The sequence below is a fragment of the Flavobacterium sp. OHVDL-2026-0007 genome, assembly GCF_059882335.1.
This window is the reverse complement of the sequence record NZ_CM187612.1, coordinates 1,371,012-1,396,168: the sequence shown is the minus strand read 5'-3', so window position 1 is coordinate 1,396,168 and position 25,157 is coordinate 1,371,012. Positions and strand designations below refer to the sequence as shown.

Sequence of the window (25,157 nt, the reverse complement as noted above, 5' to 3'; positions counted from 1 at the left end):
AATACAGTAGTTAATTTAAAAGTGCTTCTGGAGATAAGAGGATGATAAAGACCCGCTTGGCGATTTATGCGGAAAGGGAGTAGAGGCCAAAGAATAAAACATAAAAGTTTAGTTTGAGCTGGAATAACTTTAGTTGAAATACGCAGTTACACTGTTGTAAAATCATTTCATTGAAGGGGCTACTTTACAGCCATTTTTCCTGTTTCATCAAAGTGACAACAATTTTAATTCAATCTTGTAACAATCCCAGAAATGAATCTTACTTCAGAAAAAAAAATCAGATATGGCATCTTGGCCTTATTGTTCTTCGGAACGACAATTAACTATATTGACAGACAAGTAATAGGCTTGTTAAAACCAACCTTAGAAAAAGAATTCAATTGGACTGAGACCGATTACAGTAATATTGTGATGGCTTTCTCGGCAGCTTATGCCATAGGCCTTTTGGGCTTTGGGCGATGGATTGATAAAATAGGAACAAAAGTGGGTTACGGAGTATCGGTCTTCTTTTGGAGTGTGGCTGCAGTAGCACATGCTTTTGCCAAAAGTACTTTTGGTTTTGGTTTGGCTAGAGTGGGTTTAGGTGTAGCTGAAGCAGGTAACTTTCCTGCAGCAGTGAAATCAGTGGCTGAGTGGTTTCCCAAAAAAGAACGTGCCTTAGCCACGGGAATCTTCAATTCAGGGGCTAACGTAGGAGCTGTAGTGGCGCCTATTATGGTGCCTGCAATACTAGGGGTTTACGGCTGGCAAGAGGCTTTCGTGATTACCGGTGCTCTTGGTTTTGTTTGGTTGTTTTTTTGGTGGAGATGTTATGAAATCCCCGTTAAACACAAAAGATTGTCCAAGGAAGAATTTGATTATATTCATAGTGATAATGAAATTGTTTCAGAGACAGAAGCCCCTGTGAAATGGATTGCATTATTTAAAATAAGACAGACTTGGGCTTTTATTTTTGGTAAACTCCTAACGGATCCTGTTTGGTGGTTCTTCCTCTTTTGGTTGCCTTCTTATTTTGCGGAAACTTTTAATTTGGATTTAAAAAAGCCAAGTTTACCTTTAGTTATCGTGTATACGGCCACCACTATCGGCAGTATAGGCGGAGGTTATTTATCATCCCATTTAATTAAAAAAGGCTGGAAGGTACAAAAGGCACGTAAAACCAGCATGTTTATTATCGCCATTTGTGTGATGCCAATTATGTTGGCACAATTTACCCAAAACATTTGGGTAGCTGTGGGTTTAATCAGTTTGGCGGCGGCAGCGCATCAAGCTTGGAGTGCTAATATTTTTACCACTGTATCGGATTATTTCCCTAAAAAAGACATTAGTTCAGTTGTAGGTATTGGGGGTATGGCGGGTTCCGTAGGAGGTATTCTTTTTCCATTGGCCATTGGTATTATCTTAGATCATTTTAAGCTTTTGGGTAATATCACAGCGGGTTACAATATTATATTTATTATGTGTGGATCTGCTTATTTATTAGCGTGGCTAGTGATGCATTTTTTGACCCATAAGATCAATAACAAAGATATTTAATACAAGAGAAGTTTAGACTTTTTAAAATAATCAGATACTCCATTAAAATAGTGTAATGCTCTATTTCTTTTAATAAGAGGGTAGGATATTTTTGATTTTTTACGCGCTGTTCTAGCCTTAGGTATTTGATCTTCAATTTAACTACCCATTAAGGTCTAGGCGCGGATTGTAGAATCTTTTGTTTCCATGGCAATGGAATCAAAGCCTTAGAATCAAATAAAAAATAATGGGAATAAAAAGAAGGTGTATCAGTGGTGTTATTGGAATTCTTAGTGTTTTGACTGCCAGTGCACAAGAGAATTTAATGGTCGATGCTTCGCCAACGATGCAAAAGCAACAGGAGAAAACGGTTCAGGAGCAAAAGGTAAAATGGTTTAGGGAGGCAAAATTCGGGATGTTTATTCATTGGGGATTGTTTGCTGAACAAGCTGGTATATACAAAGATAAACGCTATTATGGCATCTCTGAATGGGTTCAATTACGAGCCAAAATTCCAGCAACGGAATACGAAAAATACGCATTAGATTTCAATCCAACCCAATTTGATGCTAATGAGTGGGTGGAACTGGCGAAATCTGCGGGAGTAAGATACATCGTAATCACGGCCAAACATCATGATGGATTTGCGATGTACAAATCAATGGCTTCGGCTTTTAATGTGGTCGATGCTACCCCTTTTAAAAGAGATCCCTTAAGAGAATTGGCTGCCGCTTGTAAAAAATCGGGTATTAAATTGGGATTTTATTATTCTCAGTTTCAAGATTGGCATGAGCCAAATGGCGGGGGGAACGATTGGGATTTCGATAAGAATAAAAAGGATTATAAACAATATTACACTTCAAAAGCAGTCCCTCAAATCAAAGAGTTGCTTACCAACTATGGGGAGGTAGGTCTGATTTGGTTCGACACTCCTGGGGATATGACTGCTGAGGAATCTAAAGAATTTTTAAAGAAGGTTAAAGAGTGGCACCCCAATTGCTTAGTAAGCAGTCGTGTTGGCAACGGTCAGGGTGACTACAAAGATTTTGGTGATGGTGAAGTGCCTGCTGGTGTAGTAAAGGAACCTTGGGAAGCAATTGCGACGCATAATGATTCTTGGGGCTATTCGTTCTTTGATGAAAATTATAAAACACCAAAAGAAATTATTCATTTGTTGGCTACTGTAGCCTCAAAGGGAGGTAACTTATTATTGAATTTAGGTCCTTTGCCCAACGGTAAAATTCCTGAGAAATCAGAGCGTTATTTCAAAGCAACTGGGGATTGGTTAAAGAAAAACGGCGAAAGTATTTATGGCTCAACCTATTCGACTATTCGTCCTCAAGTTTGGGGAGTAACCACTACTAAACCAGGGAAAATTTATGTACATGTTTTCAAACCGTCTTTTAACGGGCAAATTTTTGTTCCGATAAAAGGCATAAAAGTCAACAAAACGTACTGGCTAGAAAACAACAAATCGGTTGTGGCTCAATCCAAAGCAGATGGGATTTATCTACAGCTGACTGGGTCTCTGCCAGATGTGCGAGACGCCGTTATTGTGATGGAGTACAAAGGCGAATTGAAAGAAGATTATTCCGCTAAGGAATGGGTAAATAGGCAATTTGATGAATTCTCATTGCTGCCCAGTGCCGCGCAACTAAATGGAAAAGCGGTGATAGGGACCGTTCAGTATTCACTTTATTTTGGAGACTGGAAATGGACTCCTTGTATTCAAAACATGACTACACCTGCCGATGAAATTCAATTTAAAGTAGATTTTGTACAAGAGGGTGATTATAAATTATCCTTAGAATATTCCGCAGATCAAAGCAATGAGAATCAAGAGGGGATTTTGAGCGTGAATGGAAAGGAAAACTATTTCAGCATCTTGAAATCGGGCGAAAGGGATGTCTGGAAGCCATTGGCTACAATCAAACAAACCATTACGATTTTGACCGTTAAGGATAAAGGGACACAAACCATCAGTATAAAACCGGCTTTGAAAGGAAAAGAGCTTTTCAAATTGAAAAGAGTTATTGTTGAACCTGTGTTTTAGGTTTTGAGTATGTTAGTGTCTATATTAAGTAAGAAATGCAAATTTTAGCAACCAATGTTTAAAAAGATATTTATGAAAAAAAGAGCTTCTTTTTTTAAATCTATAAAGGATAAATCCAAGTTCTGTTTATATATGAGTTTGGTCATTTTATGCTCAATTAATTCTTTTGCTCAGCAGAAAGAAAAGTCATGGGAAGAATTGAAACAAAATTATGAATTTCCAGCCTGGTACACCGAAGCGCGTTTTGGAATTTGGTTGCATTGGGGAGCACAGTCACAGCCTGATAATGGTGGAGGCTGGTATGCTCGTCATATGTATATGCAGGATGTAGGTGGCCAAACTTTTGGAAAAGACGCGTATCCCAATCAGCTTAAGCAATATGGACATCCATCGAAGGTGGGGTATAAAGAGGTTATTCAGTCTTGGAAAGCTGAAAAATTAGACACCGATGCTTTGATGAAATATTTCAAGGATTTGGGCGCCAAGTATTTTATGATTTTGGCTGTTCATCACGATCGCTTTGATAATTTCAATTCGACTTATCAAAAATGGAATTCTGTAAATATTGGTCCTAAACGAGACATAGTTGGTGATTTTAGAAAATCAGCACGAAAAAACAATATGCCCTTTGCAGTGAGTTCACATGATGACCGTTATTTAAATTGGTGGCTGCCTGCTTTTGGATCCGATAGTTCTGGACCATTAAAAGGTGTTCCCTATGATGGAAATTTGACCAAAGAAGATGGAAAAGGTTTATGGTGGGATGGACTTGATCCTGCAGATTTGTATGGACTACCTCCTGCAAAAAGAACTCCTGAGTGGATTGCTGATATGAAAAAAACATGGGTATTGCGTCACAAAGAATTGGTGACCAAATATGATGTTGATATGATTTGGTTTGACGGTTATGGCTTTCCTTACGGAGATCCCGGTAAAGAAGTTTGCCGTACCTTATTCGAAAACAGCTTAAAGAAAAACGGAAAAATCATGACCGTTGCAGCAGGTAAAATCGCAGAAGATGAAGCAATCGTAAAAGATATTGAATGTGGAACTTCTAATGACATTAATCCAAAACCTTGGCAGGGAATTATCACCACTAGTAGTGGGTGGTTTTACAAAAAGGATAGAGAAATGGTTCACAACGCTAGAACCATTATTGAAATGATGGCCGATGTCAATAGTAAAAATGGTAATCTGTTGCTTAATGTGGAGCTTTTGCCTAATGGTAGTATTTCTGCTGATGAAAAGGTAATTCTGGATGATGTGGGCGCTTGGGTGAATAAAAACAGTGCGGCCATTTATGCCAGTAAACCATGGAAAGTATACGGAGATAATTTGAATTCGGCTTTTAAGCGTGCCAACAATATAGCCAATGCCGATTTAGAGGCCTTGAAGAAACAAGCCGAATCAGAGCAGTTTAATCAGCGAACGGTTAAAAGTTTGCCTTATGGAAATGACGAAGTTAGATTTACTACCAAAGGGGATGTATTGTATGTTTTTGTACTGAATCCAACTGAAGGTGAAATAACACTTCCAAGCTTAGGTTTGAAATCCAAGCAGGCACCCAATAAAATCAAATCGATAAAGATGATTGATGGTAAAAAAGTAACTTTTGCACAAACTGATGATAAACTGATATTCAAAGTTCCGGCTAATCGCCCTACGAAGTATGCTGCCGTTTTTGAAGTAAAAGGAGCCTTATAAGCGCTTCTTTTGATTAATACCTATACAGTTGCGAAATAGTAGAAAAAGACATTCTAATAAACTCATTTCAAATGAAGCTCCTTTTTGGGGCTTCTTTCATTTTATCTGGTCAATATTTTGGATTTACAAGTAAACCAATGGGATGCCTAAAATAAAAAGTTGTGCCACACTAGGATGTTGCTCGTAGTAGGATTATCATTATAAAGCGAAAAAGGAATTGTTTTTGTAAGTATTTTGGCTAATTTAGGTGTTTGTATGACTATGCTAATGGGACTAAATTCGGTGTTATAGGGTTTGAACTTGTGCATTAGAATAATCATGTAAGAAAGTAAAACCTGCTATATTAAATATGAAGAATATTCAAGACCTAAATATAAAAACCGAAGTATTACCAATTTTTGATTATTCTCTAAATGACTTCACTAGAAATAAAATTCTCAGATTATTAGAGACGCCGTTAACGGACAAAGATCAAATCATTGAAAGACAAAATATTCTTAAAGGTTTTGCTTCTAGTAGAAGGGTTTTAGAACAGTATTCCTATACCGTTCTATATGTTAATGAAGTGCATTTTTTTCTCACTACTTTTAAAGCAGAATCTTGGGAAAGAAAGCAATCTCTATTTTCTGGCTCTCAATTAGATTATATTCTTTTGAATAATAAAATCAATCAATTAATATTGTTTTTTCATAGGTTGGAATCGTATTATTTCTCCCGACTTAATTTAATTGAATTTCCTGTTCCTTATAGACATGATTTAAATCGAATTTTAGCTTTTCTTTCTTTTTTTGAATTGAAAAAGTATGAGATGATCCTTAGAGAGAAACGCTTAAGAAATAAGCATATTAATGAGATAAAGGCTAAGATTTTGCAACTAAAGCTCGAGGATAAAATTAATGTTTTCTGGGAGGATTTATTTTTGTTTGAATCGTACCTGTCCATTAGTAAGGCGATGATGGATAAAAAGTTTGTTTTTCCTAGTTTTGAGGGAAATAGTATAATGCTTACTGACTTCTACCATCCACTAGTTAAAAATGCTGTAAAAAATAGTTTTTCGGCCTCCAGTAATGTCATCGTATTGAATGGTCCCAATATGTCTGGAAAATCTACCTTTCTCAAATCAGTCAGTTTATGCATTTATTTAGGAAACCTTGGATTTGGAATTCCAGCCTCTAAAGGAGTCATTCCTCTTTGTACTCATTTTTCAATAGGAATTAATAGGCGTGATGATATTTTAAATGGATACAGTCATTTTATGACAGAAATTATGAATCTTAAAGCGGTAGTTGAAAAAGCGGCTGAAGGGAAGAAATGTTTTGCTGTTTTTGACGAGCTTTTTAGTGGAACCAATATTGAAGATGCTGTGGAAATTGCCAAAACCACTATAAATGGGCTTAGTGTATTCCCTAATTCTTATTTTTTTATTTCAACGCACATTCAAGAATTAAAAGATTTGACAAGTAGTAGTGTTTCAACCTATTATTTAGACTGTGAATTGGTAAACGACATCCCTACATTTACCTATCAATTAAAAGAGGGCTGGTCTACTATCAAAGTCGGAAGGATTTTATTTGAGAAAGTAGGTTTGAATAAACTATTAAAAATTAAGTAAGATAAATCTATATGAGATTTAATACAGGAAGATACAGGATGTTAAGGACTACTTTTTTATTGACAATTGTACTGATTAACACTGGCTTTTCTGTGCATGCCCAAGAGCAGTTAGATAAAAAATTTGAAAAACTTGCCAGCACTTTTGATTTGGAATATCATGTTCCTACATATTATTTTGGTATACAAGGAGACGACGGTTGCTATGATCCTCATGGAGGTTTTTTGCAAAGCAAGTTGAGTTATAGTATAAAACATAAAAAACAAGGTATTGTAATCGCATTTGCATTGATATCCACTAAGCCTGATACACCACAAATGAGACGTATGAGAGAGGTTATGGGGAGTTTGGATAAAATAAATGTGGGGGTTGAACCTGATAGCTTATTGTCCAAAGTGAAATACCTTGATACACTACAATTAAAAGCAGTAAATGCCAATAGGGGTGTGGTTTATAATATGAAAATGAACAATAAATATCTGGGAACCTATGCTAGATGTAAAAAAGTAAAAATCTATAAGGATAATGTTGGCAGGGCAGAGATATTATTTTTTTACAACAAAGGGGATGATGACTTGGTTGATGAAGAAATCAAAAGGACATGGGGCATGTTGAAATTCGAATAAGAATTTTATGAATGTTTAATAATAACGAAACCTTAAATCCACGACCAATCTTTGGTAAATAAATTTTAATGAAGATGTATTTAATTTTTGATCATATTTATAGTGCAAGTTATATAGTTCAACAAAAGATTTTTGGACGATTTGCTCGTGAAATTTGGGGCTTTAGGGTATTACAAGGTTGATTGGGAATAGTAGCTTTTTTTATGATGGCACTACTTCATTATTATATTAACAACCTTTTTATTGTAATATTGTGCCCTATTATAATTTGCTTTGGACCTCTAATCCACTATTATATAAAAAGCAAAAATAAAGACTTTGAACTACAACTAGATAGATTTAAAAAACTGTCTAGGTTCCTACAATCTATTTTTATAGGATATATATATTGCTGATGTTTATCGTTATACCAATTCAAATTGCTTTATTAATTGTATTAAGCAGTGGTGGGTATTTGTAAATTGAAATTTGATAATATGCAATTCATATCAAATTTTAACTAGAAATGGTATATACACTTAAATCCTAAATTGGTACAGGCAATTTGATTAGATTCGATAGTAGGTATGAAAGACAATTACTCATTTACATTAAACTGGGATAGGGCGGCGTCGATATTTGCATCTATTATATTCAATGCATAAAACCCGACAACAAATCGATATTTGGACATTTGTATTTGCCGTTTTACTTTTCTCATTGTAGTTGTTTTTTGATGGTCGGTCCAGATCTACGTACTGGTGTTCTGTCAGTGCTTAAAATATAGATCCATAAGGATTTGAAGCTTTAATCTTTGGTTTTAAATTTGGGGTACAACTGGGGTACAACTTAAAGTTGTACTTGTAGTGGATATAATCTTAATGTTCCTTTGACGCATATTATTTCACAACTAAGTGGTTGTGATTGAAGTATGAAAGCGAAAAATGTTGAACAATTAAAGAAAAGAAGATGTTGGAAAATATTTCATGGAGCCATTATATCATTGCGATGGGTGTCCTACTGGTAATCTGGTATTTAATTATCGGATGTAAGTTTTATAATGTTGAACTCAAACAATTTATTTCTGGTCAACCGAAAATGAAAATAGAGAGATTTAACAATGTGCTAAATGATTTGTCATCTCTTGGGATCGATGCTGAAGAAGTTGAAGGCTTACCTACTTTAGATACTTTAGAAGATACAAAATATTTAACCGTCTTGCTCTTACAAGCCATTAAGGAAAGTGTAGAGAAGAGCTTCTCCAAAGAAGAATTGCAAAAGTTTATTAAGTTGTTGCTCTCGGAATTTCCCTTTGTGAAAGATTCCGCGCTCCGAGATTCAATCAATAGGCTGTTGGTTTTCGAAACGCAAAAGTATCCACAGTTTGTTCTCAGCCATAATGAAGTGGATGCGTTATGGGAGGAAACAATTCAATAAAATTCAGTTGAGGAATGTTCCCTGTTCTCTTTGGTGCGGTAGGGCTTTATGTGACAAAAAAATAGAGTATGTAGCAGCGAATATTCCTCTTCTTTAAACAAACAAAGTGAAATCTAAAAGAGAATTAAGATGGAAAAAAGTACTTGGAATAGAAAAGATTTTGAAGGATCGAAAAGACAAACAATGCTTTATTTACTGTTTGCGTTGTTCTCCCATTTGAGGTTTTATGCACAAGACGGTGTAGCTGGAATTAATGAGGCGAACGAAAAGGTTAGGAGTTATTTTGATGCTGGGACAGAACTCATGTACGCCGTTGGAGCACTGCTGAGATTAATCGGTGCAGTAAAGGTTTATCAAAAATGGAATGCTGGTGATCCTGATACGGGAAAGGTAGCGGCAGCCTGGTTTGGAAGTTGTGTTTTTTTAGTGGTAGTGGCTACAGTCATTAAATCTTTCTTTGGCGTTTAATGCTGTTTTATTGTTAAAGTGATTGTTTTGTATGTAATTGTTAAGGTGTTGGTGTTTAGTTTTTTTAGGTATTCGTATAATGGGTGTATAAGTTTTAGTTATAGTAAAGAAAAGTGATGAGTAATAGTGTATATCAAATCAATAAAGGGATCAATAAAAGCATCGAGTTTCGTGGGCCAAAGGCACAGTATATTTGGTATTTAGGAGGGGGTATAGTAGGGCTCATGATTCTTTTTTCCGTAGGATATATTGCTGGATTACCCTCTTTTGTCTATGTGGGTTTTATACTAATAGTTGGAGGTTATTTGGTTTTTACCATCTATAAAATGAGCAACCAATATGGAGAGTTTGGACTGATGAAGGTCTTAGCGCGTAAGCAACTTCCTAAAACAATTAAAGCATATAGCAGAGGATTATTTAATATGTGATAGTTAAAGAACGTTAATATTAAAATGAAAAGGAGATGGAAAAGAATCAATTAGGTTTTTTGGTTGCTGTGCTACTGTTGAGTTGCAACGGTTTTGCACAGTGGAGAGATAAGACCACTAGTTTTAAAAATTTGCAAATCAGTTATGCTAAAACCACCAGTTTAGTTTTCCCGTATGCCATTAAGAGTTTGGATCGGGGAAGTCTGGATGTTTTAGTGCAAAAAAGCCAAGGGAGTGGAGAATATTTTACTGGTGAAGGCCGCACGAGACAATTTTGAACAAACCAATCTTATGGTGGTTACTTCGGATGGAAAGTTATATGGGTTTATTTTGAATTATGATCAGCAGTGTCCAGATTTAAGTTTGCTGGTTGATGACTCCATTGAACTGAATCAAGACATTCTATTTTCAGCGGAAAGCCAGAATCAAAAGAAAATGGAACAATATGCCAACTTAGCGTTATTGGAAAAGAGCAATAGATTGGGTATCAAAAATGCTAGATTTGAAATTACACTAGAGCTTACGGGTATTTTTATTCATCAGGACCTACTGTATTTTAGATTCCAGCTGAGTAATGAATCTAAAATCAATTACGAAATAGACCAACTGCGTTTTTTTATTGGCGATCAGAAAAAGGCCAAACGAACAGCATCGCAAGAAGTCGAAATCCTTCCCCTTTTAGCAACGGCTGATCACGCTACCATACCAGCAGCATCAGAGGTCGACTTGGTGTCTGTTTTACCGAAGTTTAGTCTTGCAGAGAAAAAACAGTTGAGCGTACAGCTCCTTGAAAAAAGAGAAGGCAGGCAGCTAGATCTTGTCATTAAAGAGGATAATTTACTGCGTTTGGAAATACTCAATACATTAAAAAACTAATTTTAAAAACGAAGACCATGAACGAGAACAATTTTGAATACTTAAGAGAACAATTGAAGTACACTGGATTTGGTGAGGCATTGGAGATCGAATTAAAAGAAAAACTCATGCAAGGGGCTCCGAGTTTTACACTGTACCATGAAACTTATCCTGAAGACCATGTAGCTAGAGCGAGTTTACTTTTTAATAAAGCAAAGGAGAGTGATTTGTATTTTTTTAATTCGTACACCATTGAGATGAAGAAGGAGAATATAGCCGATACAGTAGAACATACTTTTTATGTTGGAAAAGGTGGAACTATTACCATGAAAGAAGCACAGAATCTAATGATCGGTAGGGCTATAAATAAAGATTTGATCAACAGGGAAGGGCAGGGGTATAATGCTTGGATACAAATGGATTTTAAAAAGACGGATGATTATGGAAATTTTAAATTGCAGCAGTACCATCAGAATTACGGCTATGATTTACCAGGGACCTTAGATAAATATCCAATAGTAGAACTAGAGAATGAAACGAGCAAAGAAGAGTTAATTCGATCATTAAAAAAGGGCAATCTTCAAACCGTTACTTTTTTAAGTGCAGGTAAAGAGGTCAAACACTTTATTGCAGCTGATCCTCATTTTAAGACCCTAGAGATTTATGATAGCCAGATGAAAAAACTGGATAGTAGACTCTGTAAAGATGAAAAAAAACTGGAGGTGATTTATAAGGTAGTAGGGGAAACAAAAAAAAAGCGAGTAAAAGATGAACAGGAGAGAGAACAAGCAAAAGAAGCAACTAAGAGAACACAAAGAAGGTCTAAGTCGCTTTAATGAAATCTATACTTTAGAGCTTTTAACAGTGTTTTTTTCAGCCATAGAAAAGGACGGTCGGATCAATACAACCCATCTGGGCATATTTGTTGCCCTATTGAGTTATAGTATTCAAAGGGAATTTATGAATCCCATTAAAGCCTTTAGTTACCAGATTATGCCAATGGCTAAAGTATTAGCATCGAGTACCTATCATAAACATGTCAAAGAACTCAGTAAGTATGGATACATAAAGTATGTGCCGTCGTTTAAAAAAAATAAACCCAGTAGTATTTACATTGTAGTGGAATAGGCAATCAGAGCAAAACAGCCCTTTGAGAGGGAGCTGAACGCTTGTATGAGTGCGTAGTTTAGCTCTTTTTTGGAATGAATTTCTGCTGGAACACGCTATAAAGGGGGGATTTGGTGGTGATTATTAAGAAATAGGAAGAAAAAAAGTAATTTTGACTATAAACGTAATTCGTTGATAATAAAGTGTAAAGGACGTGGAAGGCCTTTGTAATAAGGCCATCTGAGAAAAACAGTGTTAATTTTAACAATAAACTTGCCTTATGTTTGAAGCAAACTTTTACTTTTGCGCCCTAATTTAATACATACTATCATGAAAGATTTATTAGTAAAAATCAACGCTGAAATCGAAACATTTAAAGCAGAATCTGAATCACTAACTGAAAAAGGTGTTAAAGCAGCTGGACCAAGAGCACGTAAATCAACTTTAGAAATTGAAAAACTTTTAAAAGAGTTTAGAAAAGTTTCTATCGAAGAAGCAAAAAAATAATATTTTTTTGTCCCTCTCCTAAGAAATGGTTCTCCATTGAATAGGAAGAAATAAATAAATTAAACAGCAGCAAAAGTCTCTTTTGCTGCTGTTTTTATTTTAGAGTCTACGGTTTTTTGATAATTTTCTCATATCAAATAAAAAGGTATGCTCTTCAAAAAATATTCTAGGTTTGAAAGACATTTTTGTAGTACTAATTTGTTTTAGTAACGGTTTTTTTTAATTCTGGAGTATTGCAAATAAGTTAGTAATTTGTTTGTTTTGATAGATTTTTTAGTTATTTACAGGTGTTTTATTTGTAAATAATTAAAAAGTTAACATTTGTACGTTGTGTGGTATAAGAATTTTATTATATTTGAAATACTTAACCTAATAAAAAAACACATGAAGAAATCAGCTTTAATTATTGCATTATTTGTTTTTGGAAGTTCTTTTGCTAATACATTAGAAAACGAACCTTTGCCAAAAGTGTCGTTGACTACCTTGCCAATTGGTGCTAAGTATGTGACAACATATCCTAGAGCATTGTATGATAAAGGAGGTAATGATACCTGTAGTGGTGGTATCAATTTGGGAAGGACTTTATATGCAAGCACTCCCACTATAGTGGAGGGGACTCAATTGTATTATGACGCTACGGGAGGTGATCAATCAAAATATACAGGAGCCACATCAACTTATTATAGATTAGGAGGAACTTCATCAGCGACCGTTAAGATTAATTCAACTGGGTTAGTGACCTACGTAGCCTGCGGTAATTAGAAAAAAAACAGTAATGTTTCAGTTTAAGTGTTTTATGGTTTCACACTTTTAATATACTGAAGTGAGTAGTTGTTGATTATATATTAAGAAAGGACGAGCTATTGCTCGTCCTTTCTCTTTGTTACTATTTTGATGTTAATAGGCTATTTAAAATTATAGAATAATGATTTTTAAATAGTTCAATTATTCATATTTTAAATATTTTAAAACATCTGTTTTTGTTGCCATGTACGCCCTTGTAAGCACAATGATTAGTGTCAAGAGTAATAAAACTATAAAACCTACTGCAAATGGAAAAACAGTTACATCTATTCTGTAAGCAAAATTTTGAAGCCATTTCGTGAGTAAATAATAGACAGGAAATAGTGCGAGTAAAAATCCAATGACACAGTACAGTATATATTGTTTAGACAATACTCTTAATAAAGTATTTGTTTCGGCACCAAGAGTTTTTCTAATGGCAATTTCTTTCATACGTGTCTGTATTGAATACGAAGCAAGCGCAAACAAACCAAATAGAGCAATTAAAATGACCACGATATTAAGCAGCGAAAACAAGTTCTTTTGTTTGGTATACGTTTCATAAGTTCTCGCGTACTGTTTGTCTACAAAATCATATTGAAATGGATATTCAGTATTCACTTTGGACCATAATTTTTCTATACTATTTATAGTACTTTCTAGATTGTTCGATTTTAATTTGATATAAACCTTGTTGATGTTATGGACCATATGAAAAGTCTTCAGATGGTAAAAAGCAATGGGAGGGACGCTCAATTCAGGGCTCAAGAGGTTAAAATCTTTGACCACACCAATGATTTTTAATTTTTGCTCTCGTATTGTAAGTTCCTTTCCAATTGGATCTTTTAGGTTCATTAACCGTGCAGCGGTTTCATTTATGATCACAGAGTTAACCGTATCGGAGGCAAGTTTATGATCAAGATTCTTACCTTTTATTATTTTGATATGCATCATTTCAAGCATGCCAAAGTCTATTGCAATACTTCTTTCTAGAAACAGCTCATTCTTGTATAAAACTGGAGCAAGAGCGTTATCTGAACCATCAAAAGAAAACAGTCCTGTTGAAACTTGTTCGACCCCTTTAATTTTGCTTAATTCTTGTTTTAAGGTATTGTATTTTGTGTAAACATTTTGCTCCGCATTTTGTAGTTCAGATTCAGACATTGAAAAATTTATAGGTACGCTAATTACTTGATCGCCCTTAAAACCTAGGTCCTTATTTTGTATGTATTTAATTTGTTCATATACTATATGAGAGCCAATAATAAAAAAGGCGGCTATGGAGAATTGAAAAATAAGCATTCCATTACGTAACCATATGCCTTTTTTACTACGCTCAAAATTTCCTTTCAAGACTTTAAATGTTTCAAAATTAGATACATAAATTGCTGGAAATACGCCTGCAGTCAAAATGATTATCGTGAAAATTAGAATCAATTGTGTGTAAAATTGATTTGTCAGCAGTACAATGTTTTTATTTAAAAAGTTGTTGTAATAGGGAATAGTAAGTTCTACAATTACCAGTGCCAATAAAATAGAGAAACTGGTTATTAAGGCGGTTTCAAAAAGGAATTGACCAATAATATTTCTTTTAGATGCTCCGCAAATTTTTCTAACGCCAACTTCTTTGGCGCGCTTAACAGCAGTTGCAGTTGCCAGATTAATGTAATTCATGATTGATAAAATAAGAATCAAAACTGATAAGCCCATCATGATGACTAAAAACTGATAATTCCCTCTTGTTTCGGGATAACCATCTGCTATCGAATGTAATCGTGCTTCTGATAATGGTTCAAGAACGACGCTAAAACGGCCAATTTTTTTAGCTATATATTCAGCTGTAAGACCTTCTTGTTTAGCCACTCTATTAATAAAATCGTAGTTGTATATTCTTTCAAGCCGCTTTCTTGTAATCTCATTTTTTGAGGGGTCTTTTACCTTTACTAATAATTTTAGAACAAAAGGATTGGTACTATTTGAAGTTGTCAATTCCCTCATTTTATTGATGATCACATTTGGCGCGATCGATGAGTTTCCTGGAATATGGTATACGGCTCGAACAGAAAATAATTGGTCAAAACATTTAATTTGTTTTCCAATAGGGTTTTCATTTCTAAAAACTCTTTTAGCAGTAACATCAGAAATGGCTATGCTAGAATCATCCTTTAAAGCGGATATAGCATCTCCTTGAATTATTTTGAATGGAAAATAGGAAAAGAAATTATGTTCCACATTGATGATTTTGTCTACAAATTCCTTCTTCCCTTTATAAATAATCTTATTGCTTTGATACCAGTAGTCAGCATACAGTATACTTTCTATATTAGAGTCTTCCTCTAAAGCAGGTTTTAGAAATAAAGCACAATCTGAAGAAACGGGCATATTGGTCAAGTGCACTAATACTTGATACACTTTGTCCTTTTCGGGATTCCATGCGTTGTAATTTTGTTCGTCATTCCAGTATAATAAGGCAAAAATAAGTCCCGCGATTCCAATACTCAGGCCCAAAATATTCAAGGCTGAAAAAAACTTATTACTTTTGGTATGGTAGATAAATATATTAATCCAGTTTTTTAGCATGATTTAATTGTTTGAATTAGTTACCAACACGTCTACGTTTCTATTGTTCATTTTTTCTGAAAGGATAACTCCATCTTTCATTAGAATTGTTTTTTGCGAAAAAGAAGCGTCATAATCGGAATGTGTTACCATCAGAATTGTGGCTCCGCCCGCGTGTAAATCGGTTAGTAATTCCATGACTTCATTTCCATTTTTGCTGTCTAGATTTCCTGTAGGTTCATCGGCCAGAATAATTTTGGGATCATTTATTAGAGCACGCGCAACAGCAACACGTTGTTGCTGACCTCCTGAAAGCTGTTGTGGATAATGTTTTAAGCGATGTGAAATACCTAATTTATGGGCAATCTCATTGGTTTTTTTCTTTCTTTCATGAGCAGGAATATTGTTGTAAATCAAGGGTAATTCTATGTTATCGTAGACGGATAATTCATCAATCAGATTGAAATTCTGAAATATAAATCCAATATTTTCTTTTCTGGCTTTCGATTTTATTTTCTCATTAGTTCCTATCATTTCATTAGTCAGCAATTGATAGCTTCCAGTGGAAGCACTGTCAAGTAATCCAATGATATTTAGTAAGGTTGATTTTCCACTTCCAGATGGTCCCATAATGGATACAAAATCACCTTGATTGATAGTTAAGGAAACCTCACTTAAGGCTTTTGTCTCGACTTCTTCAGTTCTAAATATTTTTGAAAGCTTTTTAATGTTGATCATAATTATTGTTTTAAGATTGATGTTCTATTGTTTTTTATTACCAATGGAAAAGAACCATCTATCGAAATTAAGATAGTTGACAATATAGTTGATAGCTATCTATTTTTGTTACTTTTACCAGTAATAATAATGCATCATACTTGATGATTTACTTATCTTAATGTGATTTTCATGCCAAAAACTTAAAATACGTAACTGCTTTATTGTTATGTTTTTATTTATTGATTAAAATTTTAAGTGTCCATTATTGGACAGCTTTCGTCCAAAACCGAACAAAAATGAAAAAGACAAATGCCTCGATATTAATCATAGATGACCAGGAAGATATCCTTTTTGCGTCGAAAGTGTTCCTCAAAAAGTATTTTGAAGACATCTATACGCTAAATAATCCGAAGAACGTTGTGGATTTATTGTCCAAAAAAAGCATAGATGTTGTTTTGCTTGACATGAATTATAGAATTGGTTTTGAAGATGGAAGAGAGGGTTTGTATTTACTGAAAGAAATAAAAATGCTTTCTCCAAAGACAACGGTGATTTTAATGACTGCCTTTGGTAAGGTCGAAACCGCTGTTGAAGGGCTAAAGTCTGGAGCTTTTGATTATATCCTGAAACCTTGGGAGAATGATAAATTGCTTGAATCGGTAAAACAAGCGGTAGACAGATCTCGTAAAGAGCAAAAAAAGCAAGAGGATAAAACTATTGAAAACACCTTTTTTATAGGTACTTCTGAAAGTATAAGGAAGGCGTATTCACTGGCAGATAAAGTGGCAAAAACGGACGCTAATGTTTTGATTCTTGGAGAAAATGGGACTGGGAAATTTGTTTTGGCGCATCATATTTACAATCAATCTGAAAGGAAAAAGGGTCCATTTATTACTGTTGATTTAGGATCTTTAAATTCAAATATCTTTGAGAGTGAATTGTTTGGCTATGCCAAGGGTGCTTTTACAGATGCAAAAACAGATACGCCCGGACGTTTTGAAATGGCGCAAAACGGAACTATTTTTTTGGATGAAATAGGTAATGTTCCCTTGCATTTACAATCTAAATTGCTGCAGGTTATTCAAACTAGAATGGTAACAAGATTGGGGGAAACAAAGGCAAGGCCTCTGAATGTTCGTATTATCACCGCTACCAATTTGAATTTAAAACTGGAAGTGGCCGATAAAACCTTTAGAGAAGATTTGTATTATCGCATCAACACTATGGAAATTGTTTTGCCTCCCCTGAGAGAGAGAAATGAAGATAAAGTTGCTTTGGCATTATATCTCTTAGATAAAATGATTATTAAATATGGAAGGGATAAAATCACTTTTGATAAAAAGGTGTTAGAACAAATCGAAAAGCATGCTTGGAATGGAAATATCCGAGAAATGGAAAATAAAATTGAACGAGCCATTATCCTTTGTGAAAACAGCAAAATTACAGTGTCTGATTTAGATTTGGATACTGTAATCACCTACGAAGAAAATCCTGATGACACTCAGCTATCTTCTGTGGAAAAAGCGGCAGTAGAAAAAACATTACTAAAAAACAATAATAATATCAGTAAAACTGCAGAAGAATTGGGGTTGTCAAGAGGTTCACTATATCGTCGTTTAGAGAAATATAATATCAGTATTAATTAATATGTTTAAAGCACTTCAAACTTACAAGTTCCTCTTTATTAGGTTGCTTTTAATCATTGCTAGCATTGAGTTTTCTATTTTCTTTTTTAAAAAGAATTTGATTTTTACTGGAGTGTTCGGGCTCTGCATTGTTTTTCTATTATTACGAGAAATGTATTTTTATGTACGGAATTTTATTTTGTTGTATGACAAAACGATTGGATCTATATTACAAAATGATTTTAGCTCCGATTTCTCAATGCATAAATTCAATAAAAACTATGAGAACTTGTTTCGGTTATATGATAGCTTAAAAAATAAACAAAACGAACAGGTGTCCAAAGATATTATTTATCGGTCTATTTTAAATAATATTGAAACGGGAATTATCATTCTGCAAAAGCAAGATAGTCACTGGAATGTTTTTTTGATGAACGACTATTTTTCTACTCACTTCAATGTTCCGAAAGTTTCTAAATGGAAATACTTAAAAAATCAATTACCTGAATTGTGCGAGATTATTCAAGGGGATGGTTTTCAGGAAATCAAAACCTCTATAGAGATTCGTATAAATGAACAAAACAAACAAACATTTGTTTTACAAGCCTCAAGGACAGAGGTTTTTGAACAGGATTATTGCATTGTTTTACTTGACTCGATTCAGAATGTCATCGAAAAGAAAGAGAAAGAGGCTTGGGTCAATTTAATGAAAGTGATTTCGCATGAACTTTTAAATTCGATAACGCCTATTCGTTCGATCTGTCAAAATTTGCAAGATTTGGTGGCACAGGATACTATGTCGCAAGAAGATCTTGAAGATGTTAAAAATAGTGTCGAAACGATGTTAAGGCGAAGTGATCATCTGCAAAAATTTGTTGAAGGATATAGAAAGTTGGCGATGTTACCTTCTCCCAAAAAGCAAAAAACGGAGTTGCAGCATTTGATCAGTAATGGTCTTCAAATCATGAATCCATTATTCAAAGAAAACCAGATTGAAGTAATCAATTTGATCACGCTTAAAAGGTGGATCAATATTGATGCACAGCAAATGGATCAGGTCTTAATTAATCTTTTAACGAATTGTATTCATGCCTTAAAAGATGTTCAACACAAACAGATTTTTATTGCTGCTGAAGCGAAGGAAAATAGAACATTTATTACAATTTGTGACAATGGAAATGGAATTGATAAAGAGATTGAAAATAAAATATTTCTTCCTTTTTTCACCACCCGAAATGAAGGGGCAGGAATTGGTTTGACATTGTCAAAAAATATTATCGAAGCTCATGGTGGTTATATTAGAAGTAAAAGCGAAGACGGAAAGACCTCTTTTGAGATTTGTTTGGTTGAAGATTAAGTGTGTCCTCTTAGGAAGCTGTTTTATTCCTGAGTATTTTAATGATTTATGCGAACTTTAATTGTGTAGACGCTGTTTATATAATTCATTTTTCAATTTAAGCCTCGTTTGTTTTGATGTTTGGTTTCAAAGCGATAGAAGATTCTGTCGCCTCTCTTTATGAGACCTTTTTTTAGTACGAGATATTGAAAGCAAAGGTTAATCTCCTCTCTAATAAAAACAAACTACTTTTGCTTATGCGTTATTTGTAAATTAAAGCTTAGACTCATAGGCAGTGGTTGTGACATTGTGAATAGGCTCAAAATTTTTAGAACCAAATAACATAAATAAAACGGACATAAACTTATCCTTCAGTGAAGAGCGCAGAATTGAAAAAGCTTTTGTGATTCGTGCTTCAACAGCTTTAACGGATATATTAAGGTGTTCGGCTATTTCAATATTGGTCAAACCTTCTTGTTTACTTAAAATAAAAACTTCTTTGCATTTTTCAGGAAGGTTGTGAATTTCTTTCTTCACAACAGTAAGTATTTGGTTAAACGACTCAGAATCATCTTCTAGTACAACCGTATTCAAAGTATTATAATATGTTTTCTCAAGTGAGAAGAGAGATTGTTTTTTACGATAATGATCAATAAACTCATTGTAAACCAGTTTGTATAGGAAATTTTTGATCGCATGATCTGCTTTCAACTGACTGCGTTGTTCCCATGTTTTTACAAAAACATTTTGAACAATGTCTTCAGCGTTGTCAATGTTTTTAGTCAAACTATTGGCATAAACACAAAGTTTGTAGTGATAAGTATCAATCAGAAAAGCATAGGCTTTTTCATCTCCTTTTTGAAGGCAGGCAATTAAAATCTCATTGTCATTGTAAATTTCTCTTTTCATAAAAACAAATTAAATAAAATATTATACAATATATGTATTAATTATTAAAAATATTTAATATTGATTGTTTTTAACTTGTTTTCCTGCTGATAATAGTAAAATATGTACAAAATAGTTGCGGATATATCAAGGGTGTTCTAGGTGTAAAATTATGAAGTGTTAGTAGGGAAGTTAACATTATGACTAGACACTTAGGAAAAATAAGGAAGTGAGCTGACGTGAGAGTTAAAAATGAAAAAAAAAGTGAAGAAAAGTTAGGGTAATGGTTTTTGGCTTCGTATTAGTAAAAAATAGAGAAAGATGAAAGACAAATTATCAAAGCGATTAATCGTCAAATTTATAACTAATGAAGCTAATGAAGAAGAAATAGAGCTTCTTACAGCTTGGCTAGAAGACAGTGATAATCAAAAGGTGTTTAAGGATTTTGTAAAAACCAATTACGCTATTGATTCCGCTGTAAGTGCTTTTGACACCGCAGAGGCAAAGAAAAACTTATTGCAGAAAATTAAGCAAGATAATAGTGTTTTTTATAAAAAAAGGGTGAGATCGTATGTCAAATATGCTGCAATCATTACCCTAATGGCTGGGTCTGTTTATTTTTATAAAAGCAATACCATAGTTGACCAAAAACAGGCTGCATTAGTTTCAAAACAAGAGGTAATTACATTACAATCAGATAATGGCAGGGTACAAATAATTAACACTTCAAACTCTAATAGTGTTACCGATAAATCAGGAAATATTATAGGAAAACAAAACGGGAGTAAAATTATTTATGGAAATAGCCAGCAGGGTGAAACTCTAGTATACAATACTTTAAAAATACCCTACGGAAAACAATTTGAAGTAGTCTTATCTGATGGAACGATAGTGCATCTAAATTCCGGAACAACCCTTAGGTATCCGGAGGTGTTTTTAAAAAATCAGGATCGAAAAGTCTTCTTGACTGGTGAGGCCTTTTTTGAAGTAGCCAAAGATAAAGCACATCCCTTTACAGTAAGCACAACAGAAGTAAATGTAGAGGTGTTCGGTACTAAGTTTAATGTGAATTCTTATACAGAAGACCTTACCACTGATGTTGTTCTTGTAGAAGGAAAAGTGGGATTGTATAAGGACAAAAAAACAAAGAATAATTTGGTAAACTTAAGCCCCGGATTAAAAGGTACTACTAGTAAAGGGGAGCAAAATATTAGTACAGAAAAAGTAAACACAGGCCTTTATACAGCATGGGTTAAAGGAAATTTAGTGTTTAAAAAAATGCCATTTGATCAGATTATCAAAAAGCTAGAAAGACATTACAATGTGACTTTTATTAATAAAAATAAAACCCTTGGGAAAGAAATATTTAATGCCAGTTTTGAGCATGAGCCTATTGATGTAGTACTTAAATTCTTAAGTGAGAGCTATGACTTTGATTATAAGAGAATAGACAATAAAATTATAATTGAATAAACGTAAAACCACGATGCCTATGTTATAAATAAACTTTAAAAAAGGAAACGTTTGTCTAGATAGAAAAAACCGGGAAATGCGCCAACATTCCCCGGTGGGATAAACGTGATTAAGCTATTTAACTAACCACTATTTAAAAAAAACATTTAAAAGTATGAAAAAACTCTTGAACAGGATCAGGTTTACTACACCTTTTCTAAAATTTGATTTAAAGATGAAATTGACCACATTATTTTTACTCACAACATTGTCGGTGATTCATGCCAATGAAACTTACTCGCAAAAGGCAAGGCTTTCTTTGAATGCGACTAATTTGGAAGTTTCTAAAGTCATTGAAAAAATTGAAAGCAGCGGCTACCGGTTTATTTATAACGTTAAGGCTGTTGATTTAGATCGGACCATTAGTATTTATGTAAAAGACGAAAACATTAAAACGATACTAAAAATCATTTTTAAGGATACCAATACAGACTATAAAATAGATGGGGAGCATATTATTCTAAAAGAAAAAAAAGGGATTACTGTTGAACAAAAAATATTTGTTCTTCCTATGCAAAGGCAGATAAAAGGCAGGATAACCAATGCAAAAGGGGAGCCTATTCCTGGCGCCAATGTGTCTGTTAAAGGAAGTACTGTTTCTGTACAGTCAGATTCAGATGGAAATTTTATGTTACTGGCTCAAAAGGGAGATGTTCTTGAATTTTCTTATTTAGGAATGAAAGTAAAAAAAATTACCCTAGAGGATGAAACACAATTAAAAATTGTGATGGAGGAGGAAGCTTCCAATCTAAATGATGTGGTTGTAGTAGGTTACGGTACACAGAAAAAATCAAGTATGACAGGTTCTGTTACAAGTATTAAACCTGAACAAATGCAAAAACAAATTGGCTCTACTATTGGAAGTACTTTACAGGGGCTTGCCCCAGGGGTAGAGATTATTCAGCCAGGAGGTATTGCAGGTTCCGATGTTAGTATTTTAATAAGAGGGGCTGCCTCTTTTGGATCAACAGATCCATTGTATGTAATAGATGGGGCATTCAGCAATTCTGGCTTAAGCGTATTGAATCCAGAAGATATTGCATCCATTGAAATTTTAAAAGACGGTGCTGCTGCTGCAATTTATGGTTCTAGGGCTGCAAATGGAGTTGTAATCATTACTACAAAAAGTGGAAAGAAAGGTCTTCCGAAATTTACATTAACTTCTAATTTTACGGTTCAATCTCCTACAAAATATAATGACTATTTGTCTGCAGACCAATGGAGAACTTTTATTAATCAAGTGGATGATAACAGCGGTACTCCAAGAGATGATAGAAACAAAATGCCTTCTACTTCGCAAATCGACACTGATTGGCAAAGAGAATGGTTAAAACCGGCCTCTCTCTATAAAGTAAATATGGAATTGGGTGGAGGTAGTGAAAATATTACTTACAATACGAGTCTAGGGTATCTTGACCAAAAAGGGATGACGGCATTTTCTGGATTTAAAAGATACGATGCTAGAATCAATACTACCTTTAAAAGAAATCGATTAACCATTACCGAAAATTTATCAATCTCTAGACAAGAAAAAACACCAACACCAATAATTAATATAAGCAGACCAACCCTACCTGTTTATGATTCTTTAGGGCGATTAACATCTGGGTCATCGGATAATGGCGTAGTTTTAAATCCTTTAGCGGCGCCTTTTTATTCGGAAAGAAAAGTTAATAACACCTATTTAGTAGGATCATTAGGTTTAGGTTATAAAATATCTGATGCCTTCGAATATAAATTTAAAGCTGGTGGAAGTTATAACAGTTTTGAAAACATGACTCATACTCCCGTTTATAATACTTTGTGGGATGAGAACGGAATTGGTATTTCTCAATACGGGAATAACATCAATTCTTTGGATGAAACCAGAGGTGTTCAATTTAATTACAACCTCGATAATACGGTAACTTTTAAGAAAAAAATCAAACAAAATAATATCGATTTTTTATTAGGGCAAAGTATTGCTAGTGAAAGTACCAGAAGGATTTCTATAGCCACAATCAGTGATTTAGGAGCTCCTAATCTAACCGGTACAGGTATCGTAAATGGTCGAATATCAGCCAATACAGAAGAGTCTTTGTTATTATCGTATTTCTATAGATTAAATTATGATTATGACGGGAAATACTTATTTGGATCTAGTTTGAGAAATGATATTTCTTCCAAATTTTCTAAGGATTATAGATCCGGACTTTTCCCATCTATCTCAGCAGGTTGGAATGTTCATAAAGAAGAATGGTTTGAAAACAAACTGATTTCACAACTAAAAATAAGAGCTAGTTATGGTGCTTTAGGAGCTAATTTTATAAGTCCCTATCAGTTCAATACCACCCTCATTCAAATGCCTTCGCCACTGTATTCCACCTCTTCGACACCCTCCATGGCAAACGCTGCGCAGATTTATCCTATAAATTTAACTTGGGAAACCTCAGTGTCTAAAAATATTGGAGCAGATTTTGGCCTATTTGACAATGATTTGAATTTTACAATTGAATATTTTGAAAAAAACAACAAAGGATTGCTTGCAAGTGTACCTGCAGGACCTTCATCTGGACAGGGACTCACACAGCCAACAGGAGGGTCAGCGCGATTGGTACCTGTAAATTCTGCCAATGTGAAAAACCACGGACTTGAATTGTCTGCAGTTTATAGAAAAAATATTGGAAACTTCAAATTAAATGTAAGTGGAAATATAGCAACAGTAAGAAATAAGGTGATTACGTTAGGAGATAATGTGGCTCCTATTCTAGGTCCTATCATGAGTAGTACTATTGGTGATAACATAACCATTACGCAAGAAGGTTATCCAATAGGTTCTTTCTATGGTTTTGTTGCAGATGGTCTAACTGATCAAGGAAAAATTAGAATAAAAACTTTTGATGATAATGGTAATGTGCTCTATAAATCGATAGAAAATGGTTTGCCAAAAGATAAGACGATTATTGGAAGTCCAATTCCTGATTTTACTTATGGTTTAAATCTTGGATTAAGTTATAATAAATTTGATTTAACAATATTCTTTCAAGGTGTAAAAGGTGGCGATATTTTTAATAGAGCCAAATATGATAACTTTTTTGATTATTCAGGAAACTTGTTAAAAGAAGTCCTTGATTCTTGGACTCCAACCAATACCAATACCAATATTCCAATGGCCAGTAGAGCATTGGTGGCCCAAAGTGGAAGGCCTAGTACTTTTTTTATCGAAGATGGCAGTTATTTGAGGTTGAAAAACCTACAGCTAGGTTATAATGCCATCACTTCAGAAAAAATGACTATGCGCGTATTTGTAGGGGTGCAAAACCTATTTACGATTACTAAATATACTGGATTGGATCCGGAGGTAAGTGGTTCAACTACATTTATGAGAAATGTAGATTTGAATCAGTACCCAAATGCACGCATTCTAAATTTCGGTTTTAGCTCCTCCTTTTAATTACACTTAA

The 25,157-nt window shown here is 34.2% G+C and carries 22 protein-coding genes; 18 read left to right on the top strand and 4 right to left on the bottom strand.

Annotated elements, in window-relative coordinates; genetic code table 11:
* The first annotated feature begins 252 nt into the window (after positions 1-252).
* The 5 genes from AC51AA_RS05405 to AC51AA_RS05385 all read left to right on the top strand — a co-directional run bounded on the left by AC51AA_RS05405 (position 253) and on the right by AC51AA_RS05385 (position 7,510).
* Positions 253-1,536, top strand: a complete 1,284-nt coding sequence (locus AC51AA_RS05405; protein WP_500704710.1) for an MFS transporter — start codon at positions 253-255, stop codon at positions 1,534-1,536.
* 226 nt (positions 1,537-1,762) lie between these two features.
* On the top strand, positions 1,763-3,568 hold the full coding sequence (locus AC51AA_RS05400) for an alpha-L-fucosidase (RefSeq protein WP_500704709.1): 1,806 nt from the start codon (positions 1,763-1,765) through the stop codon (positions 3,566-3,568).
* A gap of 72 nt (positions 3,569-3,640) precedes the next feature.
* On the top strand, positions 3,641-5,272 hold the full coding sequence (locus AC51AA_RS05395; RefSeq protein WP_500704708.1) for an alpha-L-fucosidase: 1,632 nt from the start codon (positions 3,641-3,643) through the stop codon (positions 5,270-5,272).
* A 349-nt stretch (positions 5,273-5,621) separates the two neighbouring features.
* Positions 5,622-6,884 (top strand): MutS-related protein, encoded by a 1,263-nt coding sequence (locus tag AC51AA_RS05390; RefSeq protein ID WP_500704707.1) that lies wholly within the window; start codon positions 5,622-5,624, stop codon positions 6,882-6,884.
* Between the two features lie 11 nt (positions 6,885-6,895).
* A complete protein-coding gene (locus AC51AA_RS05385; protein ID WP_500704706.1) occupies positions 6,896-7,510 on the top strand; it encodes a hypothetical protein in 615 nt (204 codons plus the stop codon).
* Between the two features lie 577 nt (positions 7,511-8,087).
* Here AC51AA_RS05385 and AC51AA_RS05380 read toward each other — a convergent pair.
* The gene (locus AC51AA_RS05380; protein ID WP_500704705.1) at positions 8,088-8,210 is read right to left on the bottom strand and encodes a DUF5683 domain-containing protein; all 123 of its coding nucleotides are present in this window, start codon (positions 8,208-8,210) and stop codon (positions 8,088-8,090) included.
* Between the two features lie 248 nt (positions 8,211-8,458).
* Between AC51AA_RS05380 and AC51AA_RS05375 the strand changes: the two genes are divergently transcribed.
* From AC51AA_RS05375 to AC51AA_RS05335, 9 genes are all read left to right on the top strand, one after another.
* A complete protein-coding gene (locus AC51AA_RS05375; protein ID WP_500704704.1) occupies positions 8,459-8,926 on the top strand; it encodes a hypothetical protein in 468 nt (155 codons plus the stop codon).
* Between the two features lie 183 nt (positions 8,927-9,109).
* Positions 9,110-9,394, top strand: a complete 285-nt coding sequence (locus AC51AA_RS05370; protein ID WP_500705612.1) for a DUF4134 domain-containing protein — start codon at positions 9,110-9,112, stop codon at positions 9,392-9,394.
* A gap of 116 nt (positions 9,395-9,510) precedes the next feature.
* The gene (locus AC51AA_RS05365) at positions 9,511-9,822 is read left to right on the top strand and encodes a DUF4133 domain-containing protein (RefSeq protein WP_500704703.1); all 312 of its coding nucleotides are present in this window, start codon (positions 9,511-9,513) and stop codon (positions 9,820-9,822) included.
* 35 nt (positions 9,823-9,857) lie between these two features.
* Positions 9,858-10,100 carry a DUF8473 domain-containing protein gene (locus AC51AA_RS05360; protein WP_500704702.1) on the top strand — a complete coding sequence of 81 codons (243 nt, stop codon included), beginning with the start codon at positions 9,858-9,860 and terminating at the stop codon, positions 10,098-10,100.
* Complete coding sequence (gene traN, locus AC51AA_RS05355; RefSeq protein WP_500704701.1) at positions 10,057-10,698, top strand: conjugative transposon protein TraN; 642 nt, start codon at positions 10,057-10,059, stop codon at positions 10,696-10,698. The genes AC51AA_RS05360 and traN overlap by 44 nt, the downstream gene beginning before the upstream one ends.
* 17 nt (positions 10,699-10,715) lie before the next feature.
* Entirely contained in the window at positions 10,716-11,513 is a 798-nt protein-coding gene (locus AC51AA_RS05350) for a hypothetical protein (RefSeq protein ID WP_500704700.1), read from the top strand.
* A 124-nt stretch (positions 11,514-11,637) separates the two neighbouring features.
* On the top strand, positions 11,638-11,805 hold the full coding sequence (locus AC51AA_RS05345) for a hypothetical protein (protein WP_500704699.1): 168 nt from the start codon (positions 11,638-11,640) through the stop codon (positions 11,803-11,805).
* Between the two features lie 309 nt (positions 11,806-12,114).
* The gene (locus AC51AA_RS05340; RefSeq protein ID WP_500704698.1) at positions 12,115-12,291 is read left to right on the top strand and encodes a BF3379 family histone-like protein; all 177 of its coding nucleotides are present in this window, start codon (positions 12,115-12,117) and stop codon (positions 12,289-12,291) included.
* A 384-nt stretch (positions 12,292-12,675) separates the two neighbouring features.
* Entirely contained in the window at positions 12,676-13,053 is a 378-nt protein-coding gene (locus AC51AA_RS05335; protein WP_500704697.1) for a hypothetical protein, read from the top strand.
* Positions 13,054-13,236: 183 nt separating this feature from the next.
* On the opposite strand, the gene AC51AA_RS05330 is transcribed toward AC51AA_RS05335, so the two are convergent.
* Positions 13,237-15,654: an ABC transporter permease gene (locus AC51AA_RS05330; protein WP_500704696.1), complete on the bottom strand. Its 2,418-nt coding sequence runs from the start codon at positions 15,652-15,654 to the stop codon at positions 13,237-13,239.
* Between the two features lie 3 nt (positions 15,655-15,657).
* Entirely contained in the window at positions 15,658-16,371 is a 714-nt protein-coding gene (locus tag AC51AA_RS05325) for an ABC transporter ATP-binding protein (protein ID WP_500704695.1), read from the bottom strand.
* Between the two features lie 278 nt (positions 16,372-16,649).
* Between AC51AA_RS05325 and AC51AA_RS05320 the strand changes: the two genes are divergently transcribed.
* Both AC51AA_RS05320 and AC51AA_RS05315 read left to right on the top strand, forming a co-directional pair.
* Positions 16,650-17,999 carry a sigma-54-dependent transcriptional regulator gene (locus AC51AA_RS05320; protein WP_500704694.1) on the top strand — a complete coding sequence of 450 codons (1,350 nt, stop codon included), beginning with the start codon at positions 16,650-16,652 and terminating at the stop codon, positions 17,997-17,999.
* Between the two features lie 313 nt (positions 18,000-18,312).
* Positions 18,313-19,335 (top strand): sensor histidine kinase, encoded by a 1,023-nt coding sequence (locus AC51AA_RS05315; RefSeq protein WP_500704693.1) that lies wholly within the window; start codon positions 18,313-18,315, stop codon positions 19,333-19,335.
* Between the two features lie 252 nt (positions 19,336-19,587).
* Here the strand turns inward: AC51AA_RS05315 and AC51AA_RS05310 are convergent, their stop codons facing one another.
* Positions 19,588-20,223 carry an RNA polymerase sigma factor gene (locus AC51AA_RS05310; protein WP_500704692.1) on the bottom strand — a complete coding sequence of 212 codons (636 nt, stop codon included), beginning with the start codon at positions 20,221-20,223 and terminating at the stop codon, positions 19,588-19,590.
* 300 nt (positions 20,224-20,523) lie between these two features.
* On the opposite strand from AC51AA_RS05310, the gene AC51AA_RS05305 reads away from it, so the two are divergent.
* Together AC51AA_RS05305 and AC51AA_RS05300 are read left to right on the top strand one after the other, a co-directional pair.
* The gene (locus AC51AA_RS05305) at positions 20,524-21,675 is read left to right on the top strand and encodes a FecR family protein (protein ID WP_500704691.1); all 1,152 of its coding nucleotides are present in this window, start codon (positions 20,524-20,526) and stop codon (positions 21,673-21,675) included.
* A 214-nt stretch (positions 21,676-21,889) separates the two neighbouring features.
* Positions 21,890-25,147, top strand: a complete 3,258-nt coding sequence (locus AC51AA_RS05300) for a TonB-dependent receptor (protein WP_500704690.1) — start codon at positions 21,890-21,892, stop codon at positions 25,145-25,147.
* Positions 25,148-25,157: the final 10 nt, after the last annotated feature.